This is a genomic window from Halohasta sp. A2, from assembly GCF_056175805.1.
Genome location: NZ_JAQFWV010000003.1, coordinates 59,846 through 82,933, shown reverse-complemented (window position 1 = coordinate 82,933; position 23,088 = coordinate 59,846). Strand labels below are relative to the sequence as shown.

Here is a 23,088-nt window from a genome sequence, read left to right as displayed (position 1 = left end):
CCCCAATCGAAGGCGGCGTGGAGGTGTGTCGATGACGACCGAACTCACCGAGATCACCGTTATCGGAGGCGACAAAACCGGACTCATCGCACGCGTCACCACCCTGCTTTTCGAGCGCGGAATCAACATCGAGGACCTCGATCAGGCGGTCCGTGATGGGCTCTTCCGCATGTCGATGCGCGTCGACACCGGCGAGATGTCGACCGACCGCGAGGAGCTCCGCGAGGCGCTTTCGGAGCTTGGTCGGGAACTCGGCGTCGAGATCCAGGTCCGGTTTCCCAGCGACCGCGAAACCCAGCGCATTGCGGTGTTCGTCACCAAGGAATCCCACTGCCTCGAAGCTCTGCTCGATGCCTCGGGATCCGGCGATCTCGACGTCGAAATCAGTGCCGTCGTCGGCAACCGTGGCACGCTCCGCGAACTGGCCGACTCGCACGGCGTTCCGTTCTACGACGTCGGCGACGGCAAGGGATCGCCCGACGAAGACCGCATGCTCGACATTCTGGCCGAACACGACGTCGACCTGATCGTCCTCGCTCGGTATATGCGGATTCTCGGCCCGAAGATCGTCTTCCGCTACGAGGATCGTATTATCAACATCCACCCCTCGTTGCTGCCTGCGTTCCCCGGCGCGGCAGCCTACCGCCAAGCCAAAGAGGAGGGCGTCAGAATCGCGGGTGTCACGGCTCACTACGTCACAACTGACCTCGATCAGGGCCCCATCATCACCCAGCGCGCCTTCGACGTGCCGGACGATGCACTTATTGACGAAATCAAGGCCCGCGGCCAGCCACTCGAGGCCGAGGCGCTCGTTGAAGCGGTCGACCTGCATCTCGACGACGCGGTTGGCGTCCACCGCGGCCGGACGAGCCTCCGGGATTCGGCCGACCCGAGCGCCTACCAGCTCGGACTCTCGAAGGCGGCCCAAAAGGCCAATCCGACCGAGCCGGTCGACGGTGGGATCGAGAAAACCGATGCGCCGACCGTCGCCAACGACTGAGGCGAGTTCCTGAAGACGTTTGGTACGTAACTGGTGGACGACCGAGACGAATAGACCGAACAGAGTCGTCTGAAAGCGGTAGTAGCGACGGTCCCTTGCGCAGTTGTCTGCCAGAGTCGAAAGGACTGTACGACACCACTGATAGAGTACAGTGTGCTTCCGTGGCCGATCCGAACGATCGTCATTCCGCCAGCCATCCGCGCGTCCATCGAGAGCCACGTCGCAGCCCACCACCCAGCGGAGGCTGGCGGCTTTCTCGGCTGTCAGCATCGCGGCAGGCGTCTGCATGCGACCCGTCACGTGCCGTTCCCGAACGATTCGTCGATGCCGAGACGCCGATTCGAAACAACTGTCGACGAGCGAACGCCACCGCCGCCGCGCGTGTTTTACCACTCACACACGAGCCCCGAATCGATCTCCGGACTCACACGGATCGACAAACGCTCGATTCCCGAATCCTTTGCGCTCGTGGTTTTCGCGCCCCGAGGACGAATACTGAGCTATCGTGGCTTCAAACGCAGCCTGGTCGACTGGCGAGAACTCCGCGTCGCAGCCGACACTACGGGTACGCCGTTGGCTCGGCTGTAGGTCTTTTTGTGTCCCTCGAATCCGCGTAAGGCCACCCAACAGCGGTCGGATTCGCACCGGTAGGCTGTCCGATCAGGTTCCGACGAGTTGTATAAACTGTATATACGTATTCGTATAGATGGGCGTCGTTTATACGTGCATTCGTGTTACCCAGGACAATCATACAAATACAGGCCAGAGCTTTTTATCCTTGGCTGTTTCTCAACTTCTGTTGAAAATATGCACGCGAAGCAGACCCAATTGCGCAATAGGATAGACAGATGCACAACAGCCACCAGTGGGTTGACGGAGGTAAACAGCCGATGAGCGTGATTCTGTACGGGATCTTCGGCGTTATTGCGGCGATGATGGCGATCGGTTTCTACGTCGCTCGGAAAGTAAAAGGCGACAGTATCAATTATATCGTTGCCGGCCGGGGGCTCATTCTCCCGCTGGCGGCAGCAACGCTGATGGCCCAATCGCTCGACTCGAATGCGACGCTTGGGAACACGGATCTGGTTGCCGATTTCGGCTTCTGGGCCGGTGCGGCACTTCCGGTGGGGCTGGCGTTGTGTCTGCTTCTGACCGGACTGTTCTTCGCCAAACCGATGAACCGGATGAACCTCACGACGCTGCCTGATTTCTACCGGCGCAAGTACGGTCGGACGGCCGAAGTACTCGCGAGCGTGATCATGTCGGTCGCCTACGCCTTCCTGCTGGCGGGGAACCTCGTCGCCGGTGGCTACCTGTTCGAGATCTTCGTCGGCACGAGTTTCCAAGTCGGGGTGTTCGTCATCGCCGGACTGGTGTTGTCTTACACGGTCGCGGGTGGACTGTTCTCGGTGGCGTACACCGACTTCCTCCAGGCGGGAATCGCCTTCGTCGGCTCGATGGCGCTCATCATCTTCGTGGGGAGCCAGTTCGGCTTCACCATCCCAGAGGGGGCCGGACCGGGCAACCTCGGCCAGCTGACTGATCCGAGCCAGGGGGCCTACATCAATCTAGCAACGATCGTCGCACTCGGCCTCGGTGACATCGTCGCCATCGATTTCATGGAACGAGTGTTTGCGGCCGACAGTCCCGAAACCGCCCAAAAGGCCTGCTTCATTGGGAGTGCGGGCACACTGATCATCGGGATTCCCTTTTCAATCGTCGCGCTGTCGGCCGACTCGATTCTTGGGTCGCTGGGTGTCGAAGGCGGCGGTCAAGCCGTTCTCTACACACTGCTACAGAACGCCGTGCCGCCGTGGCTCGCCGCGCTCGTAATCGCTGGCATCCTCGCGGCATCTTTCTCGACCAGTGACGGTGCGATCCTCGGCACGTCGGCCGTGCTCGCCCGCAACATCGGTAACATCCGCGTCGACGAGAGCACGGCCGTCGCAACCGACGGCGGTTCAACCGACAACGAGTCGACCGACGACAGTAGTTTGCTCGGTACCGACAGCGACAAACTGCTGACGGTCACCCGGCTGATGGCGGTCCCCATCACGCTGCTTGGCGTCTTCTTTGCCATCCGGGTTTCGGCGACCGGGATGTTGCTCGTGTTGGCGTTCGACATCATGTTGGCGGGCGCGTTCGTCCCGCTGGTGTTGGGACTGTACTGGTCCGAGATGGCGACCACGCCGGCGGCGTTGGCTTCGATGGTCAGTGGTTCGCTGACACGGCTGGTGCTGTTCGCCATGGTGCCGACGACGTACGCCTACGAGAACACGCTGCTGTACATCGAAAACGACATATTCACCTCGGCGTTCGACGGGCTGCCAACGTTCATCGCGGCCGGTGTCAGCCTTGTCACCTTCGTTGCCGTTGCGTACGCCACCAAGGACAGCTACGGCGTCCGGACGCTGAACCGAAATGGCCACCGGACGATCGTCGCCGGCGGGGACGACGACGAGTAATCGAACAGACACCGTTTCGTTTTATCGTATATATTTGGTGAAATATGTACCCAGTAGTTTATACAGTGCAATGACAATAGATTTTACAACCAGATGGTTCAACACAGACAGATTCTGGGGTCGGTGAGATGAGGAGTAATGATCGACAGATCCGTCGGAAGGCCCAACAGTTGGGTTCGTCGACGCTCGCGGTGACCGTTCCCGCCGACTGGGCGCGCCACCACGGGCTGACGAAGGGCGACGAGTTCATCGTCCAACGGGACGAAAACGGTAACTCGCTGCTCGTGACCCCGAAAGAGCCAGCCTTGATGGAGACCGAAACGACGATTTCGGCCGACTCGATGAGTGCGGACGCGCTCTCGAAGGCAGTGGTCACCCAGTACGTGCTCGGTCGCGGATTCATCCAGATCGAAACCGACACCGCACTCACGTCGGCGCAGTACGACGCCGTCCTCGATGCCGAGCGGCGACTGATGGGCCTCGGCATCGTCGAGGAGTCGACCACGCATATCACCATCAGGTGTTCGGTCGATCCCGACGACTTCGAGCTACCGACGCTGTTCGGCCGCCTTGGGCGGACCGAGTCGACGATAAGATCAAGCGCGGTCGAAGCCCTGCTGGCTGCCGATCCCGAGGCGGCCCGGCGGGCCCAAAACCGGAGCCCACAGCTCGAAAAACTGTTTTCGCTCTTTTTGCGGCTCGTGTTCACGACCTATCGCAACCCGCAGCTCAACCAATCGGTGGGCGTCGGCTCGGGGTTCCCACTCATCGGGTACCGCTCGGCGGCCCAAGACATCGCACTGATGGCCGACATCGCCAACGAGATCGCAACGATCGCCGCCGAAGAGATACCCGAACCGCTGGACGGTGAGGTGGCCCACGGAATCGAGTCGGTCCATACCGCGCTCGATACGGCCGCTGAGGCAGTCAGAGAGACGGTCGTCGACCCCGAGTACAGTCGTGTGACGACCGCCCGCCAGCGACTTGTCGAGTTTCACGAGACGTCGACAGCTGCGATCGACCAGCTCGAAACCACCCGACCTGAGCCGCTGTTGCCGCTGCATCGCTGTCATCTCCTTTTCGAGCGGAGCGCCCGACACACCGAGGACACCCTCGATGTCGCAACACACCTCACCTTCTGTGAGAGCCCAGACGTCGTTACGGAGAACGGTCCTTAAAGAATATAAGGGCACTCTAACTGTACGAGTGTGCACTCATTCACCCAATGAACTGCATCTTCTACCAAGAAACGCTTTAGTATCCACTGAATCACCGAATTAGTAGGCAAAAACGAGCACAACTGGCTCGATATTGCACGAAACCCAAACCCATGACAGACGAACGATCAGGCGAAGACATTTACGGCGATCAGTACAAAGAATCGAACGAACCCATCTTCAGCGGCATTCCGACCTTCCTCAAACTCCCGCAGGTCGATCGCAGCGACCTCGACGACGAGGACGTCGACATCGGTATTATCGGTGCGCCACTGGATACAGCGACGACGATCCGCCCCGGCACCCGGTACGGTCCGCGTGCGGTTCGGGCAGCCTCGACGGTACCCTCGCCACCGTACGAGCATTTCAACATCGAGACTGGCGTCGACCCCTTCGACACGTTCAGCGTCGCCGACACCGGTGATGCGGCGGTCTCGCCGGGCGACACCCGCCAGAGCCAGCTGAACATCGAGGACGCGGTCTACGAGATCAGCGAGCAGGCGACGCCGATCATCATCGGCGGCGACCACTCGATCTCCTACCCTGATATTAAGGGGTGGGCGGAGGCCAACGGCTACGAGGACATCGGTCTCATCCACTTCGATTGCCACGCCGACACGGGCGACGAAGGACTAACCGGCTTCAAGTACGACCACGGCGCGTGGGTCAAGCGTGTGTACGACGAGGGGATCATGGACGGCGAGAACTACACTTTGATCGGTCCGCGTGGCTTCTGGCCCGGTCCGGAAACCTACGAGGAGATGCGGGAAGCGGATATGAAATGGTACACCTCGATGGAGGTCGGCAACATGGATCTCGACGACATCGTCACCGACGCGGTCCAGCGAGCGACCGACGGCACCGACGCGGTCTGGATCTCCTTCGACGTCGACGTGATGGAGCCAGCCTACGCGCCCGGCACCGGCGAGCCCGAACCGGGTGGACTGATCCCCCGTGAGGCGATCTACATGGTTCGTGAGACGGTCAAAGCGCTCGATCCCGAGCACTTCGGCTTCGACGTGGTCGAGGTCTCGCCAGCGTACGACACCAGCGACAGCAGTTCGTACAACGGCGGCGTCACCAGCGGCCTCGCCAACCGGCTCATCATCGAAGTGATGGGAAGTATGGCACTCGCCAAGAAAGGCCTATCCGAGGGGTCACCGATTAAACCGAAAGAGCCGCTCGGTCCCACGGAAGCACCGCAGGCAGCCGACGACTGAGGCGTCGTCGAAAAGACAGCAACTCCTGCAGACGGAAACGGTTTTTACTTCAGTTCGGCGATCGTTGCTACTGCCTCGGTGATCGTCGGGGCGTCGAACCACTCCTCTCGTGTGTAGGCGTTGGTCCCAGCAGCGTACATCTCCGAGACAGCTGCAACGACGCCGGACGGAAGCGAGTTCGGTTCGATCTCACACAGTGGCCGCCAATCGGCCCCGTCAGCCTTCTCGACGCTCACTTTTGCCTCGGCGACAGCGTCGACCCACGCTGGCTGTTCGCGCTTGTAGTACTGGCGGATCACTTCCTTCGAGAGCTGGTGGCCGTCGACCGAAAACCGGTTTTCGTCGAAGGTGCCGACGACATCCGCGACGGCGACGGTGCCGTTGTAGTACAGACACTCGATTTTGCCGTCTTCGTGACTGAAACCGACCGACTCGCCGTGGTCGGTGATGATCTCGTTGACCGAACGAGCGAGCGATTCGAGCTCCGAGATCGAGGCGATACCGGCGATTCGGTCGGCCTCCTCGGCCGAAAGGTATCGGTCCTGTTCTTCGTACTTGGTCGAAAACTCAACGACTGGCTCGGGGAGGTCGACGGCCTCGTCGGGCCACTCGCCCATGTCGAGTCCGTAGTCGGCAGGCTCGCCACGCGTGCGGAGGCTCGAGCCGACCGGAACGGTGTTGCGGAAGACGACTTCGAGGGGAATAAGGAAGTTCTCGCCCGCAGCCTCGTGGTAGGTGTCGTAGTCGTAGCCGGTCTCGCTGTCGTACGGGAGATCCGGCACCTGGGTGAGCTCGATTGCCATCTCGGTCGGTGGCTCGGAACACCCCGCGAGGTCGACGATCTCACCCGTCTCATCCACAACACCGCGGTAATGCGTTGGAACGCCGTGGTCTTTCAACAGCTCGAAATTGAACGCCCCCATCGTACAGAGGCTTGCGCCCTTTCGTGGGATGGCGTCGGGCATCTGGCCCCAGTCGAAAACGGAGTAGGCATCAGTAAACACGAACCGACCGGCACCGAGGCCTGTTTCCGTCGGCGTGCGGTCGACGCGGAACTCCTTTACGCTCGTCATGATCGTATCGGCGACTGCCGCCCGTATGAATCTTTCAGTTCCGTAGCCCGAGGCGACCGACTCCTTTTTACTTGGGACCGAGAACCCAGTGGTAATGACGCGCCGGTCGGCCGCTGGGCTCACGCCAGCGGACCTTGAGTTCGAACACACCGCTGAGACTGATCTCTCGTTCGAGAACGCGCTCGCCAACGCCCGCGACGGGAACCGGTTGACCGTCGACGATGCGGTCGAACTGCTTACGACCGGCACCGACCACAAGGGGATCGATCCCCTGCGGAAAGAACAGGTCCTCGAACTCGCCGACCGCCGCCGGGCCGAGCAGGTTGGCGAGGACGTGACGTTCGTTGCCAACCTGAACAACAACGTCACCACCGCTTGTAACGTGGGTTGTCTGTTCTGCAATTTCAAGAACTCTGCTCACGCCTTCGAAGCCGACAGTGAGGCCGACCACGCTGGCTTCACCAAAACACCGGCCGAGTCGAAACGGATCGTCGACGATGCGCTCGATCTCGGAATATCGGAGGTCTGTTCGGTTTCGGGACTCCATCCGGCGTTCGCTCTCGACGACGAACACCACGAAATCCTCGCAGGGCACGACACTCCCGCCAGCGAGGTCAACTACAAACCGCCCACGCGATACGCCATCGATCCGGGCAGCTACACCGACCAGATTCGGGCGATGTCGGTCGACGGTGTCCACGTCCACTCGATAACACCCGAAGAAGCCTACCACGCCCGCCGTGGGACCGAGTGGTCCTACGAAGAGGTCTACAGCCGACTCCGCGAGGCGGGGCTCGATACAGCCCCTGGTACCGCGGCCGAAATCCTCGTCGACGAGGTCCGCGAGGTGATCTGCCCCGGCAAGATCACCACCGACGACTGGCTTGACGCAATGGAGGGTGCGATGGCCGCCGGGCTCGGAACAACGGCGACGATCATGTATGGCCACGTCGAAACCGAGATGCATCGGGCGATCCACCTCAAGCGCGTCCGTGCTCTCCAGGACCGCACGGGCGGAATTACGGAGTTCGTCCCGCTTTCGTTCGTTCACGAGAACACGCCGCTGTACGAACACGGCGTCGTCAACGGCGGAGCCACCGATGCCGAAGACGAGCTGATGATCGCCGTCTCGCGGCTGTTTCTCGACAACATCGACAACATCCAGAGCTCGTGGGTCAAGTACGGCAACGCCAAAGGCCTGAAACTGCTCAACTGCGGGGCGAACGACTTCATGGGAACCATTCTCTCAGAGGAGATAACGAAGCGCGCCGGGGGCAGCTACGGCGAGTTCCGGAGCGTCACGGAGTACGTCGACATGATCAGTGCGATTGGCCGTCGTCCAGTCGAACGGTCGACGGATTACCGAACCAAACGACCGATCGAGATCGACGGCGGCCCCTACGGCCCACGGCTTGGCCCGCGAGCCGACGGCACGCCGATGCTGTCGACCAACGACTCAACCGGGAAACAGCTGTCAGCCGATGACTAACCCGGCGTAGCCGACGCCTACTTTTGAACCGGTTTCACTGGTGGCCGGTGAGTGGCTTGTCCCGGCCTGCAACCGCTCGGTATCGCTGGCCAGTAGCCGACGAGTGGGTGAGTTCTTTTATAAGCCGCGTCGACAGCCAGCTCTCGTTCCCGTCACTGTCGGCGTTTTCTGTGAGTCGACGTGCCGGGTCGACCATCGCACGCCGAACCGAGTCAGGAAGGTATCGACTGTAGACGGGGAGTCGTTCGTACAGCGGCAGCCCGGCACCGTCCGCGATCGACCGGAGTTCATCGAGTGCGGGCCACGCGTAATCAGGGTTTATGTAGTCGTCGGTGATCGGCGAAACGCCACCGAGATCGTCGACCCCGCAGTCGATCAGTTCACGCGTCGGCGAGAGGTTCGGCGGCACCTGGACGGAGATCTCATCTGGGAGTGCAACTCGTGCCATTGCCACGACGCGACGCATGGTCTCGACCGATGGTTGGTCGAACGGCGAGCGTTCGTTTGGGACGACGTTCTGGATAATGACCTCCTGGATGTGGCCGTACCGTTCGTGGAGGTCGGCGATCGCCAGCAGGCTCTCGGCGCGATCTCGCCACGTTTCGCCGATACCCACGAGGAGGCCGGTGGTGAATGGGACGCTCTCGCGGCCCGCCGCCCGGATCGTATTCAGTCGCTGGCCGGGGGTTTTGCGCCGCGAGCCAGCGTGGGCAGCCACGTCGGCGGTCGTCTCCAGCATGACGCCCATCGAGCTGTTGACCTCACGGAGTCGACGGAACTCCGATTGGGTGAGATCGCCGGGATTCGAGTGGGGAAGTAGCCCTTCGTCGAGTGCGATCTCACAGGCGGCATACAGGTAGTCGATAATCGTGTCGTAGCCCCATGAGTTGAGCTGGCTGTGGATTTCGGTGTAGCGGTCGTCGGGTTTGTCGCCGAACGTGAAGAGGGCCTCTGTACAGCCAGCGTCGACACCGGTTTGGACGAGGCTTCGGATCGATTCGGGCGACATGAGCGTCGCCTCGCCGGGAACGTCGTAGTACGTGCAGTAGCCACACGTATAGCGGCAGGCAGTCGTCAGCGGTAAAAAGACGTTCCGCGAGAACGTGAGCGCTTCGGGAGCCGAGACAGCACGCGGCGTGACAGAGAGCAGGGCGTCGACGGCCGTCTCGTCGACCGAGATGTCGATGTCGTACTTGTCGCCCCCAGGGAACATACTCGATGCTCGGGGTTCATCTCCAAAAGCGGCTCGGCTCTCGGCGAGCTTCGACTGAGTAGTCAGTGGCTACTGGTATCTGATTCTCGACACCGTGACACGACCACTGCTCGTGTCGAGTTCGAACCCAGCCTCGACGAGCCAGTCGTGGGCCGCACCCTCACCGTGAATCAGTACTTCTGCCAGATCGTCCGGTTCGTCGATATCGGTCGCGAGTCGACGCGAGTCGACAGTCGTGAGGCTCGCATCCAGTTCGGCGGCCGTCTGGCAGTGGTCGAGATACGAGCAGCCGTGGTAGTCGACGCGGAACCGGGGCTCTCGAACGACGAGTGCGTTGGTTCCCCCACCGAGGCCTGGTGCGATGGTGATGTCGGCTTCACAGTCGACGAGTTGCTCAATCACCGTCGGCGTAACCAGTTGGAGATCAGCCATCACGATGAGTGTGGGGCATTCTTCGACGAGTCGTGCGTTGACCGCCGCCGATAGCTCACGGTCGTCGACTACCACGGCAGCACGGTCTGTCACACGGTCGTCAGCAATCGTCTCCGTCGAGATGATCGTCGGTTCGAATCCGGCGGCATTCAGTACGCCGAGAACATCATACAACATCGCGGTTGCGAACGACTGTCGCTCGGCCGGCGAGAGAACTGGAGCTAGCCGGCTTTTCGGTGCGTCTACTGCAAAGGGAACGTAACAATCCATGGCTACGAAACGGCCGAGGTACCTAAGAGTCCCTCTGACCGGTTAGAACAGCGATTCGAGTTCTTCGCTGCCGTCGGTGACGAGTCCTTCGAGGTTTTCCTCGCTTTCGTTTCGGATCTCGTCGATGTTCTCCTGGGCCTCGATGGCCACCTGCTGGAGTTCCTTGATCCGTGGGACGTTCGTCACCCCAGCAAGCAGGACGACAGCCGAGACACGGCCGGTGCCGTCGATGGGATAGTCGCCACCGCGGACCTCCATGCTCCCGGTTTGCTCTTCGAGCCACTTTCGGCCACGCTCAATACCTTTTCTGTTGAGGTACTTCGAGGGACCAGCCATCACGAGCAGTGCGCGCTCGGAGCCCTTGATCTCACAGGGTAGGGTCAGCCGACCCAGCGCTGCCTTCCGAACCATACTCGTGATACGGTTGGTTGTGTGGGCTGTGTCGGTAAGGTCGTCGGAATCGCTGCTCCGGAATCGCGAGAGTAGCCCGCCGGTCGACGGCTCTTCGACCTCCTCTTCGGCGAAACCGACTGTCGAGACACCGCCACCCGAGAGCGTGTTGATGATCTCCGAGGAGTCGACGACGCTTTCGGCGACCTCTTGGCCCTTTCTGACCTCGCCGGCACCGAACAGAATCCCGAAGCGGCGAACGATCTCGCTGTTGATCTCGTCGTAGCCGCTCTGGACCGATTCGCCGGTTTTTCGCCACGAGTCGTTGTCGAACACCAAGAGGTTGTCGACCTCACGGACGAACGTCTGGAAGGATCGTGCCGCGTTGAGCGTATAAATACCACCCTCGTCGCTGCCCGGAAGCACACCAAGCCCATAGACGGGCTCGGTGTAGATCCGCTTGAGATGTTTGGCGATCACGGGTGCGCCACCGGAGCCGGTGCCGCCGCCGAGTCCAGCGACCACGAGGAAGGCGTCGACTTCGTGGACCGGAATGGAGTCGATCGAGCCCTGAATCTCGTCGATATCCTCTTCGGCGATCTCTGCGCCGAGTTCGTTGTCTGCGCCGACACCGTGGCCCTTGACCCGGGATTGGCCGATGAGCACGCGACTTTCCTGTGGGATGTTTTTCAATCCCATGAGATCGGCCTTCGCAGAGTTGACCGCGACAGCCGCTCGGACGATGTCAGATCCAGTCTGTTCATCGTATTCGAGGAACTTGTCAACGATCTTTCCCCCTGCCTGCCCGAAACCGATCATTGCGAGTTTCATATATTGTCTCCCCTTGCCATTGCCAAGATTACAGTTGGATAGCGAATATAAACCTTTTGATCAGGTTAGTTTTCGTAGCTAAGCAGCTAGTTGCTAATCACCAGACAGCGGCGAGGTCCTACGGGAGACGGTGCGAAAACACAACAGCGTACTAGTCGGTACTCAGAGACGGTAATCGGTGTATTACTTTTATCCCCCGACAGATCAGCAGACAGACGGCAGTCGACTGGCAGACAACTGAGGTCACAATTGTCTCGCGCGCAGAGTAATCGACCCTTGCTAGATGAGATCACACGTCATATGAGTGAGGAGAAATAAAACTAATCATACATTATCTCGGCCTGTTACGTGGTCACGTAGCGTTTAGATACGCTCTGAGCGAGGTGAGATCAGCTTCACTATGGCCAAACTGAGTAATATCGTTCTGTGCGGTGGTGTTGTCGAACTGGAGCGATCGGTACTGGTCGGCACCCATCGGGAAGCCGGGGATCGACCCGGCAATCGAGAGCCCAACGCCAGCGAGCCCCATTGGTACTGAAACAACGGTCACCGACCGTCCATCGGCACCGTGGGCGAGCTTGGCGACGTCCGCTAGTGTTAGCTCGTCTGGACCGCCGAGTTCGTACGTTTGGTTGACGTGGTCGTCGTCTTCGACGGCGTCGGCGAGCATCCCAACGAGATCGCCGACCCAGATCGGCTGGAATCTGGTTTTACCGCCACCGGGAAGTGGTGCGACGTACGGCGGTGCGAGTTTTTTGGTAAACGAGACGAACTCGCCGCCGTCGCCGAAGACAACCGACGGCCGGAGGATCACCCAGTCGAGTTTCGACTCCCGAACGTGGGTTTCGGCCTGTCCTTTGGCCCGAATGTAGGCTGTGGCTCCCTGGGGATCGGCACCTAGCGCGCTCATCTGGACGAACCGGTCGACGCCGCTTTCTTCTGCGGCTCGAACCAGGTTTTCAGTGCCGTGACGGTGAATCTCGTCGTGCATCTCGTTGCCACCTTTCGGCTTAAACAGCGGCGAGAGTGCAACGAGATTAACGACGACGTCCTGGCCGTCGAGCGCAGACTTGATCGAGTCGTAGGCGGTGATATCACCACTCACGGTCTCAACGCCGTCGGGCAATCCTTCACTCTCGGGGTTCCGTGCCAGTACCGTCACATCGTGTCCCCGGTCGACGAGTTCGTCGACGAGATTCATTCCGATAAACCCGTTCCCGCCAGCTACTAACACATGCATACCAGTAACATCTCACCGGATCGACCTAAAGGTAGCGCGGCGACCGAGAGCGAACGGTTCATACCGCACCGCTGGGAGTCTGTTGTATGCTCGTGACGCTCGAAGGACTCGACGGGAGCGGCAAAACCACCGTCTGGAACGCGTTAGGCACTGACTACCCCGACGCGGTCCGCACACGCGAGCCGACGAACTCGTGGTACGGCGAGGCGGTCTACCGATCGATCGACGAAGAGACGGCCGACCCACTCGCGGAGCTGTTTTTATATACTGCTGATCACGCGGATCACCTTTCTCGGGTCGTTCGACCCGCACTCGCCGAAGACAGGCTTGTTATTTCGGATCGGTTCAGCGATTCGCGCTACGCCTATCAGGGTGCAACGCTCGCGAAGCACCTCGACGAGCCGATGGCCTACATCCAGTCGATCCACGAGCCGTTCACGCGAACGCCGGATCTGACGTTCTATCTCGACGTCGACCCCGAAACCGCCGCCGAACGCAGCGGCAAAACCAACAAGTTCGAACAGGCAGCCTATCTGGAACGCGTCAGCGAAAACTACGAGCAACTGATCGATGCCGAACCCGACCGGTTCGTCCGCGTCGACGCCACTCAGTCACCCGAAACCGTCTACGACCGGATCAAAACTCGCTTGGAATCCGAGTGAGGTGCGTCTGCACTCCGAAGCGTCGAACTGGTCTACACGTCACTACTGTGTTTTCGGAAGATCGACGTCGTCAGGTTGGGCGACGTACAGTAGGTCGAGCGTCAACCCGACCGCAAGCGGGAGGCCGATCATCACGCTGAAGGCGACCGTCGGCGAGCCGAGGTTCGGACCGATCTGTAACAGTCCGCTGAACACGAGCGTCGAGACGAAAAGGATGATCGGAATCAGCGTCAGCGCGTACAGTATCCAGCCGAACTGTGTTTCGAGACGGAGTCGGAGAAACCGCGTGAGAACGGCCGCGAGAAGTGTGTGGCCGACAAGCACACCACCGAACAGCACGAGCCCGATAATCGAGACCATACAGTCGACTACGTGGCCGTGACTCTTTGGAGTATCGACTCGCTGTACAGACACAGAACTCAGTCTTCGAGCGAAATATACGTTTTCGTCTCCAAGACTCCATCGAGCGACTGGACCTCGCTGGCTGTGGTCTGGAGGACGTCGTAGACGTTCGGAACCGAGAGTTCGACGATGAGATCGTACTCTCCAGCGACAATGTGTGCTTCGGATACGGCCGAGAGATCCCGTATCATCTCGATCAACGTTTCCGAGGCCGCGACATCGGTTTTGACCATGACGAACGCATGAACCATGGGTGTTAGTCGCATACCGGAGACAAAAGTATTCGCCCCGCTCGACACCCAACGGGGATACAGTTATCCGCTCAGAACGTGTTATCTCGTCACATGCGCTTCATTATCATTGGAGCCGGTCGTGTGGGCTTGCGTACCGCCCGAGTACTCCGTGACGAGGGCCACGAGGTAACACACGTCGAACGAGACACAATCAAAGCCGATCGCGCGCGTGCACTTGACTTCGAAGTCGTCGACGGCGATGGCTCTCGAGAGGACGTCTTACAGGCGGCGGGCATCGACGACGCCGACGCGGTTGGAGCACTGACCGGCGATCTAAACGTCAACTTCGCGGCGTGTCTGATCGCGAACCACCACGGCTGTCGAACGGTGCTACGGATCGACGAGGACTACCGCGAAGAGATCTACCAGAAGTACGCCGACGAGGTCGACGAGATCGTCTACCCCGAACGGTTGGGTGCGATCGGGGCGAAAAACGCCCTGTTAGGTGGGTCGATTCAGGCGATCGCGGACGTCGCTCAGAGCCTCCAGATCATTCTCGTTACGATCACCGACCAGTCACCGATGAAGGGGTACACGCTCAACGAGGTCGCACTGCCTTCGGATTCGCGCATTCTGGCGTTCGGGAAAGCCAACGGGTCGCTCGGGATTCCGCTGCCGGACGATTCGCTGGAGGTCGGCGACAGGGTAGCGGTTCTCGCTGAGTTCTCCGAACTTTCAGAGGTCAGACAGTTATTGGTCGGCGAGGAAACCGCGGCGAAAGCGCTTGCTGGAGGCGAGTAGTCGATGGGAGTCACTGCCTACATTCTCGTCAAATCGAACACGAGCGAGGCGGACCGTGTTAAAAGTGCCATCAGGGAGGTCGAGGGAGTCGTGCAAGCGAGTATCGTTGCAGGCGATGTCGACTTTATTGCGAAAATCGCCGTCGAGACACCGGGACAGGTCAAAGATATCGTCGCCAGCGGTCTCCAAACGATCGACGGCGTCGAAAACACTCAAACCTACATCGCGATGGGCTAGTTTTTTTATTGGGTTAGTTACCGCCAGCGGCTTGCTGCGCCCGGTTGAGAATCCCTGAAACCGGCTCCGTATACTCATAGCCCGGAATAATCCCCTGGACGAAGGTTCCTTCAACGTAGTCGATGAGCGCACTCGCATCGTCGACCCCACGGCGGTCGTTGCTATCGGTGAACGTCGCCTCGACAACGACTGTCTCGGCGTTGCGTTCGACCGTCGGTTCGAGGTCGCGTGTCGTTCGGAACACGCCGCCGACATCACGGACACGCAGTTCGAACGTTTCGTACCAGCCGTCTTCGACGACGGACGCGACCTCCTCTTCGGTCACGGCGTTGAGCAGGGGAACGCTCATCTCGACGGAGAACCGTACGGAGTCGTCAACTACCTCGGCTTCGACGTGGCCATCGAATGCGGTCGTCGTCGACTCGAACCGTGTTTCGTCGAGCTGGTCGAACGACGAATGGTTTGCGAACGCACGTCGGAGAGGTCCTGGAAGCTCACTCATGTACCAGAGAAAGGCGTCTGTCCGGAAAAACATCGCCCTTGATCGGATTGTGTAAAAGGCTCTCACACGCAACGAGTAGGATAGTTCTCGACAACATTCCCCGGACTCGACATCATTAAGTAAATACGACCTATTCTTACAAATGACGCTTCGCTTTGGAGGGCCGAAGCGTCAGCGGGGACCAATTGAAAGGCGTCCTGCCTACGCGAGACTTTTTCCTTTCGTGTGGGCGGGGTTGCCTTTTTTCAAAGAGTACGCCTTGTAGCGAGTTGCACAGATATCGATTCGTACAGTAGAGTCGCGCACAGGGTAGTCCTGTAGACGACGATGCGGAGTTGGTGGTAGGGTGTTTTTGTTCGGAGACTGGCGTCAGTTGCTGCTCACTGATTCGAATCCAGCCAGAATGATATGCGGTCTCACTATCGTTTGGACACGCGATGCGAGGGCTGGGATTCGAACCCAGGGATCCCTTCGGAAGCGGGTCTTAAGCCCGCCGCTTTTGGCCTGGCTCAGCCACCCTCGCGCAGTTGACCTTCGCTTATCCAACAAAAGTGGGTTTCGATGTCGACGACTACCAGTCGACGCTCAACGATCCATCACCATAGGGGTCGGGCGCGATCTCGATATCCCGCTTGCGGTCAATAATATGGATAATCCCGTCCCCCTTTTTTGCTGGGCACAGTTCGGCGGCACGAACGTTTTCGTCGAGCTCCGACTCGTCGAGAAAGTACGTCCGTGGCTTGGCGACGCCGGTTTCGAGGTCAAGCTCCCAGTTGTTCGACGCCTCCGCACACCGGCCTGCGCCGAAGCACTTGTTGGCTTCGAAGATGATTTTGTATGGCTTTTCTTCGACTGGCGGGGCGTCATCAGTGGTCCCGAACTCGCTGGGTTTCGGCCGCTTGTCGCTCATACTCGATGTTCGGTGCCAGTCGACCTTTCATGTGTCGGTTAGGAAGTGGCTACTGCGTGGTAGCCAACAACTGTTCGTAGTGCGCACCGGTTTGTTTCAACGTCGCCGTCGAGTAGAGCCGCTCGTGGTCGACCGGCAGATACTCGCTGGCGAGTTCGTCGATCTTGGCGTCGACCGCCTCGGCCTCGCGGCCGTGGACCATTGTGAACAGGTTGTAGGGCCAGTCTTGATCGGGCCGCCGCGGGCGGTGATAACAGAGCGTCACGTACGGGAGGCTCCCGACGCGTTCGCCCCACTCGTCGAGTTGGGCATCGGGCACGTCCCAAACCACCATGCAGTTGTTCGCAAAGCCGGTGACGACGTGGTTGACCACACAGCCGATGCGTTTGATACAACCGGCATCCAGGAGGCGAGTCGTAGCCTCGACGACATCCGACCTGTCGGCGTCGATGGCCGCAGCGATATCCTGATACGGGGTGAGACTCAGCGGGAACCCACCCTGGATCGCGAGCAGGAGATCGGCTTCAAGCGGGCTCAAGTCGCCGGTCGCCTCTTCGGAAATCCGGGTCGCGCTGACGGCGGTCGACTGGAGGCTCTCGCGGGCGAACCGATCATCGTTGACGACCGGGAACTCGAGGTCGATATAGTAGTCGGTCAACATCGGGAGGTTAAGGACCTCACAGCCGGTTTCGGATTCGATCGATTCGAGAATCGAATCCCGCGTTTCGCGGGAACCAGCGGTGACGACGAACCACATATTCCACTCGTGGTCGCGACGATAGTTGTGGTTAACTTGGCGGTGGCTATTGATGATAGCTGCGACCTCGTCGAACCGCTCGGACGGTGCACGAACGGCCGCGAGGGTCGAACTCCCTATAACGGGCGGGTTGAGAACAGGCCCGAACCGGCGGAAGATTCCGCGATCCGAGAGCCGTTCGACGCGGTCGAGAACGGCCTCAGCGGTGATATCGACGCCCGTCGACGCCGAGAGGTCAACGGCCATCTCCACGAACGGGTTGGATGTAACCGGAAAGCCGCTTTGGTACTCGTCGATGAGCATTGCGTCGACGGCATCGAGGTTCGCCCGCCACTCACCCTCAAGACTCATTGATCAGTGTAGGCGCGCGGGGTATCTACCGCTTTCGGACTGTTTCACGCTGTGGGAAGACAACGGGAGGCTTTTGCACTCCACACGCCAACGGCAGGTATGGCTCAGGCGACCGAACAATTCGGCGAGTGGCCCCTGAAGCGACTGATGACCGAGGTCTGTGGCTCCGGCCACAAATCCGCGGACGACCTAACGCGCGAGCAGGCGACAGAAGCCTTCGAGCGAATCATCGCGGGCGAACCCGACCACACCACGCTAGGTGCCTTCTGGCTCGCAAACCGCTGGAAGCGAAACACGCCTACGGAGCTGGCGGCCTACACCGATCTGATGTGCGAACACGTCGATTATGCAACGCCTAACTGCGACCCCGTCGACTGTGGAGCCAACTACGACGGCAAGGGCAAGAGCGCAATCCTCGGCGTCGGCGCGGGCGTTGTAGCTGCCGCAGCCGGAACTCCCGTCGTCGTTCACTCGGGCGACCGCGTGCCGACCCAGAAACAGGATGCGTATAAACACGTGCTCGACGAGCTGGGGATCGCAACCGAGCTGACACCACAGGATTCGGCCGACATGGTCGACGAAACCGGCTTCGGATTCTACTATCAGCCAGCGTTTAACCCCGTTATCGACGAGCTATTCGAGCGCCGTGATATGATGGGCGTCCGGACGTTCGTCAACACCATCGAGACGCTGGCGAATCCTGCCAACGCCGACGTTCACCTCGGCTCGTTCTACCATCTGGCCTTCGCGAAGAAGACGGTCGAGACCTTCGAGCAGAGCGAACACCACGATCTGCATCGTGTGATTATGTTCCAAGGAATGGAGGGGTACGACGATATTAGGCCCGGATTTACTAAGGTGGCCGAATGGACCGATGGTGAGTTTACGGATTACGGAATCGAGACCGCCGAGTACGGCATGGACTTCGAGGGCGAGGATCTCAACGTCGACGATGTCGCTGCCGACTCGGCACAGATCACACGCGAGGTTCTGGCTGGCGACCGCGACGATCAGTTCGCCGACGCCATCGCACTCAACGCCGCACTTCGGATCTACGCCCGCGAGGACGTCGACTCGCTCGACGATGGGCTAGAGGCCGCCCGCCAAGCCATCGACGACGGGAGTGCCGAGGCCGTGCTCGAAGCGCTCCAGGCGTTCTGAGTACCGATCCAGTACGAGTATTCTTCCTTATTTATAAGCAAATACGACGGTTCGGACCACAGAAGCTAAACGTCGTTCGCTGGTATACGGTACCCATGCAACGTGTTCGGCGTCGGTCGCCGCAGGATTTCGACCGTGTTCTGTCGTCGATGTGTACGGTCCCCCATCCGGACGCCCACCGAGAGGCGGTCCGATTTCTCTCGGCCAACCCCGGTGATCCAGCGACCTACCAGACAATCGCCGAACTCGAAACCGAAGCCGTCGACCTGCTCGGCGAGATTGCTGGCCTCGAGACGCCGTACGGATTCCTCCCGAGCGGCGGCACCGAGGCCAACATTCAGGCCGTTCGGGCGGCCCGCAACCTGGCCTCGAAAAACGATCCGAACGTCGTCGCCCCCGAAAGCGCCCACTTCAGTCTGACCAAAGCCGCCGAACTGTTGGGTGTCGAACTCCGGACGGTCCCGGTCGACGACTCGTTTCGCGCCGACCTCGATGCGGTTTCGGCGGCCGTAGATGACGAGACCGCGCTGGTGATCGGCGTCGCTGGCACCACCGAGTACGGCCGCGTCGACCCGATTGTCGCGCTCACAGAAATCGCCCACGACGCGGGCGCACGAATGCACGTCGACGCCTCGTGGGGAGGGTTCATACTGCCTTTCACCAACCACGAGTGGTCGTTTGCCGACGCCCCTATCGACTCGATGGCGATCGATCCGCACAAGTTCGGCCAAGCTCCCGTTCCGGCGGGCGGCTTTCTGGCCCGCCACCGCGAGACCGTCGACGCGCTGGCGGTCGACACGCCGTATTTAGAGACGACCTCACAGGCGACGCTCACCGGCACTCGCAGCGGTGCAGGCGTGGCGGGCGCGCTGGCGGCGATGGAGGCGCTGTGGCCCGACGGCTACCGCGCGAGCTACCGCGAACAGCAGGCCAACGCCGTCTATCTGGCCGCCGAGTTTCGGGCGCGGGGGATCGACACCGTCGACCCCGTATTGCCGCTGGTGGCAGCCTCGCTCGCGCCGTCGACGTTCGAGGCGCTTCGGGAGTTGGGGTGGCGGATCTCGCGGACCGCCAGCGGCGAACTCCGGATCGTCTGTATGCCCCACGTCACGCGCGAAGTGCTCGACTCGTTCCTCGCGGATTTCGATCGGATTCGATCCTGACGGCCTTTTATATCCGGTGGACATAGACAGACGGTATGACGATCCTCGTTCCGTACGACGGCTCCCGTCCGGCACAGAAGGCAGTCGACCACGCGATCACCAACTGGGGCGACGAGGAGATCGTCCTTCTGGGTGTGATCGAAGCCGCCGATGGCTCGCTCGAAGCGGGCATCGATCTGCTCCAAGAGTGGCTCAAAGACCAGCGCAAAGAGGGGCCAGCCGAACTCTCCGAGGAGTTGCGAACCAAACTCCGCGAGTCCAACATCGAGTTCAGCGTCGAAACGACCGTCGGCAAACCCGCCAGGGAGATCGTCGAGTTCGCCGAAGACCCTGACAACGACATCGATCACATCATTATCGGAAGTCACGGCCGGAAGGGGGCCTCTCGGATCCTCCTGGGAAGCGTCGCCGAGAAGGTCGTCGAAGAGGCTCCGACGACCGTCACCGTCGTCCGGTGATCGGTCAACGATCTATTCGCGGATCGATCAATCAACGATCCATTCCACAATTGGCCAGTCGACAGTGTGACCGCTGGCCACCTCGCTTATCAACGGGGCTGTGGATACCGCACACATGGACCCCGAGACCGCCCTCCGGGAGATCGAACAGGCTAACAGCGCACTCGCCGAGCGCGTGCTTCAAGACATAACCGTCGCCATCTAGCGACCGTCTCCCGAAGCGGTCGGGCGACATGCCGTCGACGTTTTCGAGCGCCAGAATGTCGAAATTCCTGATGATTCCTCGCTCTCGCCGACCGATTCGACCGGTACCGACGCCGAACTCGACGCGGATCCTTTTTAAATTCGGTTGGAAAGTCGACGGCCGCGAATCAGCGGCTTTTAGGGCGTCTTCGGCAACAGACGAGTAATGAGTCACGACGAGTTCCCGACCGACACCCCCGCGGTGGTGACCTGCGGGCTCCCGTACGCTAACGGTGACCTGCACGTCGGCCATCTGCGGACGTACGTCGGCGGCGATGTCTACTCGCGCGCGCTGAAAACGCTCGGCCAACAGACCGCCTTCGTCTCCGGGTCGGACATGCACGGCACCCCGGTCGCCGTCAACGCCGAAACACAGGGCGTCTCGCCCGAGGAGTTCGCCCTCGAGTGGCACGAAACGTACAAGAAGACGTTCCCGCGGTTCGACGTCGACTTTGACAACTACGGCCACACCCACGACGAGACCAACACCCAGTTGACCACAGAGATCGTCCGCGCGCTCGACGAGGCAGGCCACATCTACGAAAAGGAGATCATGGTGGCCTACGACCCCATCGAGGACCAACACCTGCCGGACCGATACGTCGAGGGGACGTGTCAGTACTGCGGTGAAAAAGCCCGTGGTGACGAGTGTGACGAGGGCTGTCAGCGCCATCTCGAACCGGGCGAGATCGAAGACCCCGTCTCCTCGATCACCGGTAACCCGGCCGAGTACCGCGAGCGGACCCACAAGTTCTTCGAGGTCTCGGAGTTCGAGGAGTACCTCTCGGGCTTTCTCGACCGCCTCGAAGGCACGTCGAACGCCCGGAATCAGCCACGTGAATGGATCGAATCCGGCCTGCAGGACTGGTGTATCACCCGCGATATGGACTGGGGGATCGACTACCCCGGAGACGATGCCGAAACTACTGAGCTCGTGCTCTACGTCTGGGTCGACGCCCCAATCGAGTACGTCTCGTCGACGAAGCAGTACACCGACCGCGTGGGGAGTGAGGTCTACGACTGGGAGGAGCCGTGGAAGGGCGACGGAGAGATCGTCCACATCATCGGCCGCGATATCATCCAGCACCACTCGATCTTCTGGCCCGCGATGTTGGAGGGTGCGGACTACAACGAGCCGCGCGCCATCATGGCCTCCGGATTCGTCACGCTGGGTGGCAAAGGGTTCTCCACGAGCCGCGACCGGGCAGTCTGGGCCGACGAGTATCTCGACGAAGGCTTTCATCCCGACTTGCTGCGCTACTATCTCGCCACAAATGGTGGGTTCCAGCAGGACGTCGACTTCTCGTGGGACAAGTTCCGCGACCGCGTGAACACGGAACTCGTCGGCACGCTCGGTAACTTCGTCTACCGCTCGCTGCTGTTTGCGGCCCGAAACTACGACGGGACGCCCGACGCTGAGGTCTCCGAGGAGGTCGACGACCGAATCGCCGAAGCCGTCGCTAAGTTCACCGACGCGATCAACGACTACTCGATTCGGAAGGCGGGTAACGCGGGAATCAAACTCGCCCAGTTCGGCAACGAGTATATCCAGCGCAACGAGCCCTGGAAGCTCACAGACGAGGACCCAGACCGCGCGGCGCAGGTTATCTACGACTGCGTCCAACTTGCCAAAGCGCTCGCCGTGATCTTCCAGCCGATTGCGCCCGACACCTGCGGTCGACTCTGGGACCAGTTGGGCGAAGACGGCGACGTGGCCGACACGACGGTCGACGCGGCCCACGAAGCCCCACAGGGAGAGTTCGACGAACCCGACGAGCTGTTCGAAAAAATCGAAGCAGAACGCGTCGAGGAGCTCAACGAGAAGCTCGATCAGCGCGTTGCAGAGGCGACTGCTGAAGATGACGGAGATGACGATCAACACGATTCTGAAGACACTATGACCGACGAATCCACCGACGACGCCAGCGAGGAACAGACCGCCGATCTCGAACCGATCGTCGACGACCGAATCAGCTTCGACGACTTCCAAGATATAGACCTCCGCGTCGGCGAGATCGTCTCCGCAGAGCCCGTCGAGGGCGCGGACAAACTCGCCAAACTCGAGGTCGACATCGGCCACGAAGTCCGCCAACTCGTCGCGGGCATCAAGCAACTCCACGATCTCGACGAACTGCCGGGGACGCGCGTGATCATTGTCGCCAATCTCGAAAAAGCAGATCTGTTCGGCGTCGAATCCAACGGGATGCTGTTGGCGGCGGGTGACGAGGCCGACATCCTAACGACCCACGGCGACTCGGTGCCCGGAACTCGCGTTCAGTAACCCTGGTAGGCCTGGAGGAAGTTCGTCAGTCTCCACATCGAGCCACAACATCCGCAAAGAGTGACAATTTCCGTGTCGAATGAGAGT

General features: G+C 60.4%; 23 protein-coding genes and 1 tRNA gene. 13 read left to right on the top strand and 11 right to left on the bottom strand.

What is annotated here, in order from left to right; all coding sequences use genetic code 11:
* The first annotated feature begins 31 nt into the window (after window positions 1-31).
* The 5 genes from O2S87_RS01940 to O2S87_RS01920 all read left to right on the top strand — a co-directional run bounded on the left by O2S87_RS01940 (window position 32) and on the right by O2S87_RS01920 (window position 5,902).
* Complete coding sequence (locus O2S87_RS01940) at window positions 32-1,000, top strand: formyltetrahydrofolate deformylase (RefSeq protein ID WP_475407117.1); 969 nt, start codon at window positions 32-34, stop codon at window positions 998-1,000.
* A gap of 153 nt (window positions 1,001-1,153) precedes the next feature.
* Window positions 1,154-1,588: an MPN domain-containing protein gene (locus tag O2S87_RS01935; RefSeq protein ID WP_475407116.1), complete on the top strand. Its 435-nt coding sequence runs from the start codon at window positions 1,154-1,156 to the stop codon at window positions 1,586-1,588.
* A 302-nt stretch (window positions 1,589-1,890) separates the two neighbouring features.
* Window positions 1,891-3,465, top strand: coding sequence for a high affinity choline transporter 1 (locus O2S87_RS01930; RefSeq protein ID WP_475407115.1), 1,575 nt, complete (start codon window positions 1,891-1,893; stop codon window positions 3,463-3,465).
* A 128-nt stretch (window positions 3,466-3,593) separates the two neighbouring features.
* Complete coding sequence (locus tag O2S87_RS01925) at window positions 3,594-4,643, top strand: AbrB/MazE/SpoVT family DNA-binding domain-containing protein (protein WP_475407114.1); 1,050 nt, start codon at window positions 3,594-3,596, stop codon at window positions 4,641-4,643.
* Window positions 4,644-4,795: 152 nt separating this feature from the next.
* Window positions 4,796-5,902, top strand: a complete 1,107-nt coding sequence (locus O2S87_RS01920; protein WP_475407113.1) for an agmatinase family protein — start codon at window positions 4,796-4,798, stop codon at window positions 5,900-5,902.
* 44 nt (window positions 5,903-5,946) lie between these two features.
* Here the strand turns inward: O2S87_RS01920 and O2S87_RS01915 are convergent, their stop codons facing one another.
* Window positions 5,947-6,975, bottom strand: a complete 1,029-nt coding sequence (locus tag O2S87_RS01915; protein ID WP_475407112.1) for a phosphoribosylaminoimidazolesuccinocarboxamide synthase — start codon at window positions 6,973-6,975, stop codon at window positions 5,947-5,949.
* Between the two features lie 94 nt (window positions 6,976-7,069).
* On the opposite strand from O2S87_RS01915, the gene cofH reads away from it, so the two are divergent.
* Window positions 7,070-8,464 carry a 7,8-didemethyl-8-hydroxy-5-deazariboflavin synthase subunit CofH gene (gene cofH / locus O2S87_RS01910; protein ID WP_475407111.1) on the top strand — a complete coding sequence of 465 codons (1,395 nt, stop codon included), beginning with the start codon at window positions 7,070-7,072 and terminating at the stop codon, window positions 8,462-8,464.
* Between the two features lie 34 nt (window positions 8,465-8,498).
* Here the strand turns inward: cofH and cofG are convergent, their stop codons facing one another.
* From cofG to O2S87_RS01890, 4 genes are all read right to left on the bottom strand, one after another.
* Window positions 8,499-9,677: a 7,8-didemethyl-8-hydroxy-5-deazariboflavin synthase subunit CofG gene (gene cofG / locus O2S87_RS01905; RefSeq protein WP_475407110.1), complete on the bottom strand. Its 1,179-nt coding sequence runs from the start codon at window positions 9,675-9,677 to the stop codon at window positions 8,499-8,501.
* Window positions 9,678-9,746: 69 nt separating this feature from the next.
* Window positions 9,747-10,379, bottom strand: coding sequence for a 2-phospho-L-lactate guanylyltransferase (gene cofC, locus O2S87_RS01900; RefSeq protein WP_475407109.1), 633 nt, complete (start codon window positions 10,377-10,379; stop codon window positions 9,747-9,749).
* A 42-nt stretch (window positions 10,380-10,421) separates the two neighbouring features.
* A complete protein-coding gene (locus O2S87_RS01895) occupies window positions 10,422-11,600 on the bottom strand; it encodes a tubulin/FtsZ family protein (protein ID WP_475407108.1) in 1,179 nt (392 codons plus the stop codon).
* Window positions 11,601-11,952: 352 nt separating this feature from the next.
* On the bottom strand, window positions 11,953-12,840 hold the full coding sequence (locus O2S87_RS01890; protein WP_475407107.1) for a complex I NDUFA9 subunit family protein: 888 nt from the start codon (window positions 12,838-12,840) through the stop codon (window positions 11,953-11,955).
* 86 nt (window positions 12,841-12,926) lie between these two features.
* Between O2S87_RS01890 and tmk the strand changes: the two genes are divergently transcribed.
* On the top strand, window positions 12,927-13,502 hold the full coding sequence (tmk, locus tag O2S87_RS01885; protein ID WP_475407106.1) for a dTMP kinase: 576 nt from the start codon (window positions 12,927-12,929) through the stop codon (window positions 13,500-13,502).
* A 42-nt stretch (window positions 13,503-13,544) separates the two neighbouring features.
* Here the strand turns inward: tmk and O2S87_RS01880 are convergent, their stop codons facing one another.
* Together O2S87_RS01880 and O2S87_RS01875 are read right to left on the bottom strand one after the other, a co-directional pair.
* On the bottom strand, window positions 13,545-13,862 hold the full coding sequence (locus O2S87_RS01880) for a DUF7991 family protein (protein WP_475407105.1): 318 nt from the start codon (window positions 13,860-13,862) through the stop codon (window positions 13,545-13,547).
* Window positions 13,863-13,921: 59 nt separating this feature from the next.
* A complete protein-coding gene (locus O2S87_RS01875; protein ID WP_475407104.1) occupies window positions 13,922-14,155 on the bottom strand; it encodes an Lrp/AsnC family transcriptional regulator in 234 nt (77 codons plus the stop codon).
* A 93-nt stretch (window positions 14,156-14,248) separates the two neighbouring features.
* Here O2S87_RS01875 and O2S87_RS01870 point away from each other — a divergent pair, with 93 nt between their 5' ends.
* Window positions 14,249-14,938, top strand: a complete 690-nt coding sequence (locus O2S87_RS01870; protein ID WP_475407103.1) for a potassium channel family protein — start codon at window positions 14,249-14,251, stop codon at window positions 14,936-14,938.
* 3 nt (window positions 14,939-14,941) lie between these two features.
* Window positions 14,942-15,175 carry an Lrp/AsnC family transcriptional regulator gene (locus O2S87_RS01865; RefSeq protein WP_475407102.1) on the top strand — a complete coding sequence of 78 codons (234 nt, stop codon included), beginning with the start codon at window positions 14,942-14,944 and terminating at the stop codon, window positions 15,173-15,175.
* A gap of 13 nt (window positions 15,176-15,188) precedes the next feature.
* Here O2S87_RS01865 and O2S87_RS01860 read toward each other — a convergent pair whose 3' ends face one another.
* The 4 genes from O2S87_RS01860 to ahbB all read right to left on the bottom strand — a co-directional run bounded on the left by O2S87_RS01860 (window position 15,189) and on the right by ahbB (window position 17,695).
* Window positions 15,189-15,677 (bottom strand): DUF5813 family protein, encoded by a 489-nt coding sequence (locus O2S87_RS01860; protein ID WP_475407101.1) that lies wholly within the window; start codon window positions 15,675-15,677, stop codon window positions 15,189-15,191.
* Window positions 15,678-16,115: 438 nt separating this feature from the next.
* Window positions 16,116-16,200: transfer RNA gene (locus O2S87_RS01855), tRNA-Leu, on the bottom strand.
* A gap of 48 nt (window positions 16,201-16,248) precedes the next feature.
* Window positions 16,249-16,587 carry a ferredoxin gene (locus O2S87_RS01850; RefSeq protein WP_475407100.1) on the bottom strand — a complete coding sequence of 113 codons (339 nt, stop codon included), beginning with the start codon at window positions 16,585-16,587 and terminating at the stop codon, window positions 16,249-16,251.
* Window positions 16,588-16,636: 49 nt separating this feature from the next.
* Window positions 16,637-17,695, bottom strand: a complete 1,059-nt coding sequence (ahbB, locus tag O2S87_RS01845; RefSeq protein WP_475407099.1) for a siroheme decarboxylase subunit beta — start codon at window positions 17,693-17,695, stop codon at window positions 16,637-16,639.
* 99 nt (window positions 17,696-17,794) lie between these two features.
* On the opposite strand from ahbB, the gene O2S87_RS01840 reads away from it, so the two are divergent.
* The 4 genes from O2S87_RS01840 to metG all read left to right on the top strand — a co-directional run bounded on the left by O2S87_RS01840 (window position 17,795) and on the right by metG (window position 23,001).
* Entirely contained in the window at window positions 17,795-18,856 is a 1,062-nt protein-coding gene (locus O2S87_RS01840) for an anthranilate phosphoribosyltransferase (protein ID WP_475407098.1), read from the top strand.
* A 95-nt stretch (window positions 18,857-18,951) separates the two neighbouring features.
* Window positions 18,952-20,019 (top strand): tyrosine decarboxylase MfnA, encoded by a 1,068-nt coding sequence (mfnA, locus tag O2S87_RS01835; protein WP_475407097.1) that lies wholly within the window; start codon window positions 18,952-18,954, stop codon window positions 20,017-20,019.
* A gap of 35 nt (window positions 20,020-20,054) precedes the next feature.
* On the top strand, window positions 20,055-20,477 hold the full coding sequence (locus O2S87_RS01830) for a universal stress protein (protein WP_475407096.1): 423 nt from the start codon (window positions 20,055-20,057) through the stop codon (window positions 20,475-20,477).
* A 409-nt stretch (window positions 20,478-20,886) separates the two neighbouring features.
* Window positions 20,887-23,001: a methionine--tRNA ligase gene (gene metG / locus O2S87_RS01825; protein WP_475407095.1), complete on the top strand. Its 2,115-nt coding sequence runs from the start codon at window positions 20,887-20,889 to the stop codon at window positions 22,999-23,001.
* Window positions 23,002-23,088 lie beyond the last annotated feature (87 nt).

Excerpts from the sequence above, each read along its gene's own strand:
- O2S87_RS01915 (WP_475407112.1), bottom strand. The coding sequence starts at position 6,975 with ATGACGAGCGTAAAGGAGTTCCGCGTCGACCGCACGCCGACGGAAACA.
- cofC (WP_475407109.1), bottom strand. The coding sequence starts at position 10,379 with ATGGATTGTTACGTTCCCTTTGCAGTAGACGCACCGAAAAGCCGGCTA.
- O2S87_RS01920 (WP_475407113.1), top strand. The coding sequence starts at position 4,796 with ATGACAGACGAACGATCAGGCGAAGACATTTACGGCGATCAGTACAAA.
- O2S87_RS01925 (WP_475407114.1), top strand. The coding sequence starts at position 3,594 with ATGAGGAGTAATGATCGACAGATCCGTCGGAAGGCCCAACAGTTGGGT.
- O2S87_RS01830 (WP_475407096.1), top strand. The coding sequence starts at position 20,055 with ATGACGATCCTCGTTCCGTACGACGGCTCCCGTCCGGCACAGAAGGCA.
- O2S87_RS01865 (WP_475407102.1), top strand. The coding sequence starts at position 14,942 with ATGGGAGTCACTGCCTACATTCTCGTCAAATCGAACACGAGCGAGGCG.
- cofH (WP_475407111.1), top strand. The coding sequence starts at position 7,070 with ATGACGCGCCGGTCGGCCGCTGGGCTCACGCCAGCGGACCTTGAGTTC.
- O2S87_RS01870 (WP_475407103.1), top strand. The coding sequence starts at position 14,249 with ATGCGCTTCATTATCATTGGAGCCGGTCGTGTGGGCTTGCGTACCGCC.
- O2S87_RS01930 (WP_475407115.1), top strand. The coding sequence starts at position 1,891 with ATGAGCGTGATTCTGTACGGGATCTTCGGCGTTATTGCGGCGATGATG.
- metG (WP_475407095.1), top strand. The coding sequence starts at position 20,887 with ATGAGTCACGACGAGTTCCCGACCGACACCCCCGCGGTGGTGACCTGC.
- O2S87_RS01880 (WP_475407105.1), bottom strand. The coding sequence starts at position 13,862 with ATGGTCTCGATTATCGGGCTCGTGCTGTTCGGTGGTGTGCTTGTCGGC.
- O2S87_RS01895 (WP_475407108.1), bottom strand. The coding sequence starts at position 11,600 with ATGAAACTCGCAATGATCGGTTTCGGGCAGGCAGGGGGAAAGATCGTT.
- mfnA (WP_475407097.1), top strand. The coding sequence starts at position 18,952 with ATGCAACGTGTTCGGCGTCGGTCGCCGCAGGATTTCGACCGTGTTCTG.
- O2S87_RS01890 (WP_475407107.1), bottom strand. The coding sequence starts at position 12,840 with ATGCATGTGTTAGTAGCTGGCGGGAACGGGTTTATCGGAATGAATCTC.
- O2S87_RS01850 (WP_475407100.1), bottom strand. The coding sequence starts at position 16,587 with ATGAGCGACAAGCGGCCGAAACCCAGCGAGTTCGGGACCACTGATGAC.
- O2S87_RS01875 (WP_475407104.1), bottom strand. The coding sequence starts at position 14,155 with ATGGTTCATGCGTTCGTCATGGTCAAAACCGATGTCGCGGCCTCGGAA.
- ahbB (WP_475407099.1), bottom strand. The coding sequence starts at position 17,695 with ATGAGTCTTGAGGGTGAGTGGCGGGCGAACCTCGATGCCGTCGACGCA.
- tmk (WP_475407106.1), top strand. The coding sequence starts at position 12,927 with ATGCTCGTGACGCTCGAAGGACTCGACGGGAGCGGCAAAACCACCGTC.
- cofG (WP_475407110.1), bottom strand. The coding sequence starts at position 9,677 with ATGTTCCCTGGGGGCGACAAGTACGACATCGACATCTCGGTCGACGAG.
- O2S87_RS01840 (WP_475407098.1), top strand. The coding sequence starts at position 17,795 with ATGGCTCAGGCGACCGAACAATTCGGCGAGTGGCCCCTGAAGCGACTG.
- O2S87_RS01860 (WP_475407101.1), bottom strand. The coding sequence starts at position 15,677 with ATGAGTGAGCTTCCAGGACCTCTCCGACGTGCGTTCGCAAACCATTCG.
- O2S87_RS01940 (WP_475407117.1), top strand. The coding sequence starts at position 32 with ATGACGACCGAACTCACCGAGATCACCGTTATCGGAGGCGACAAAACC.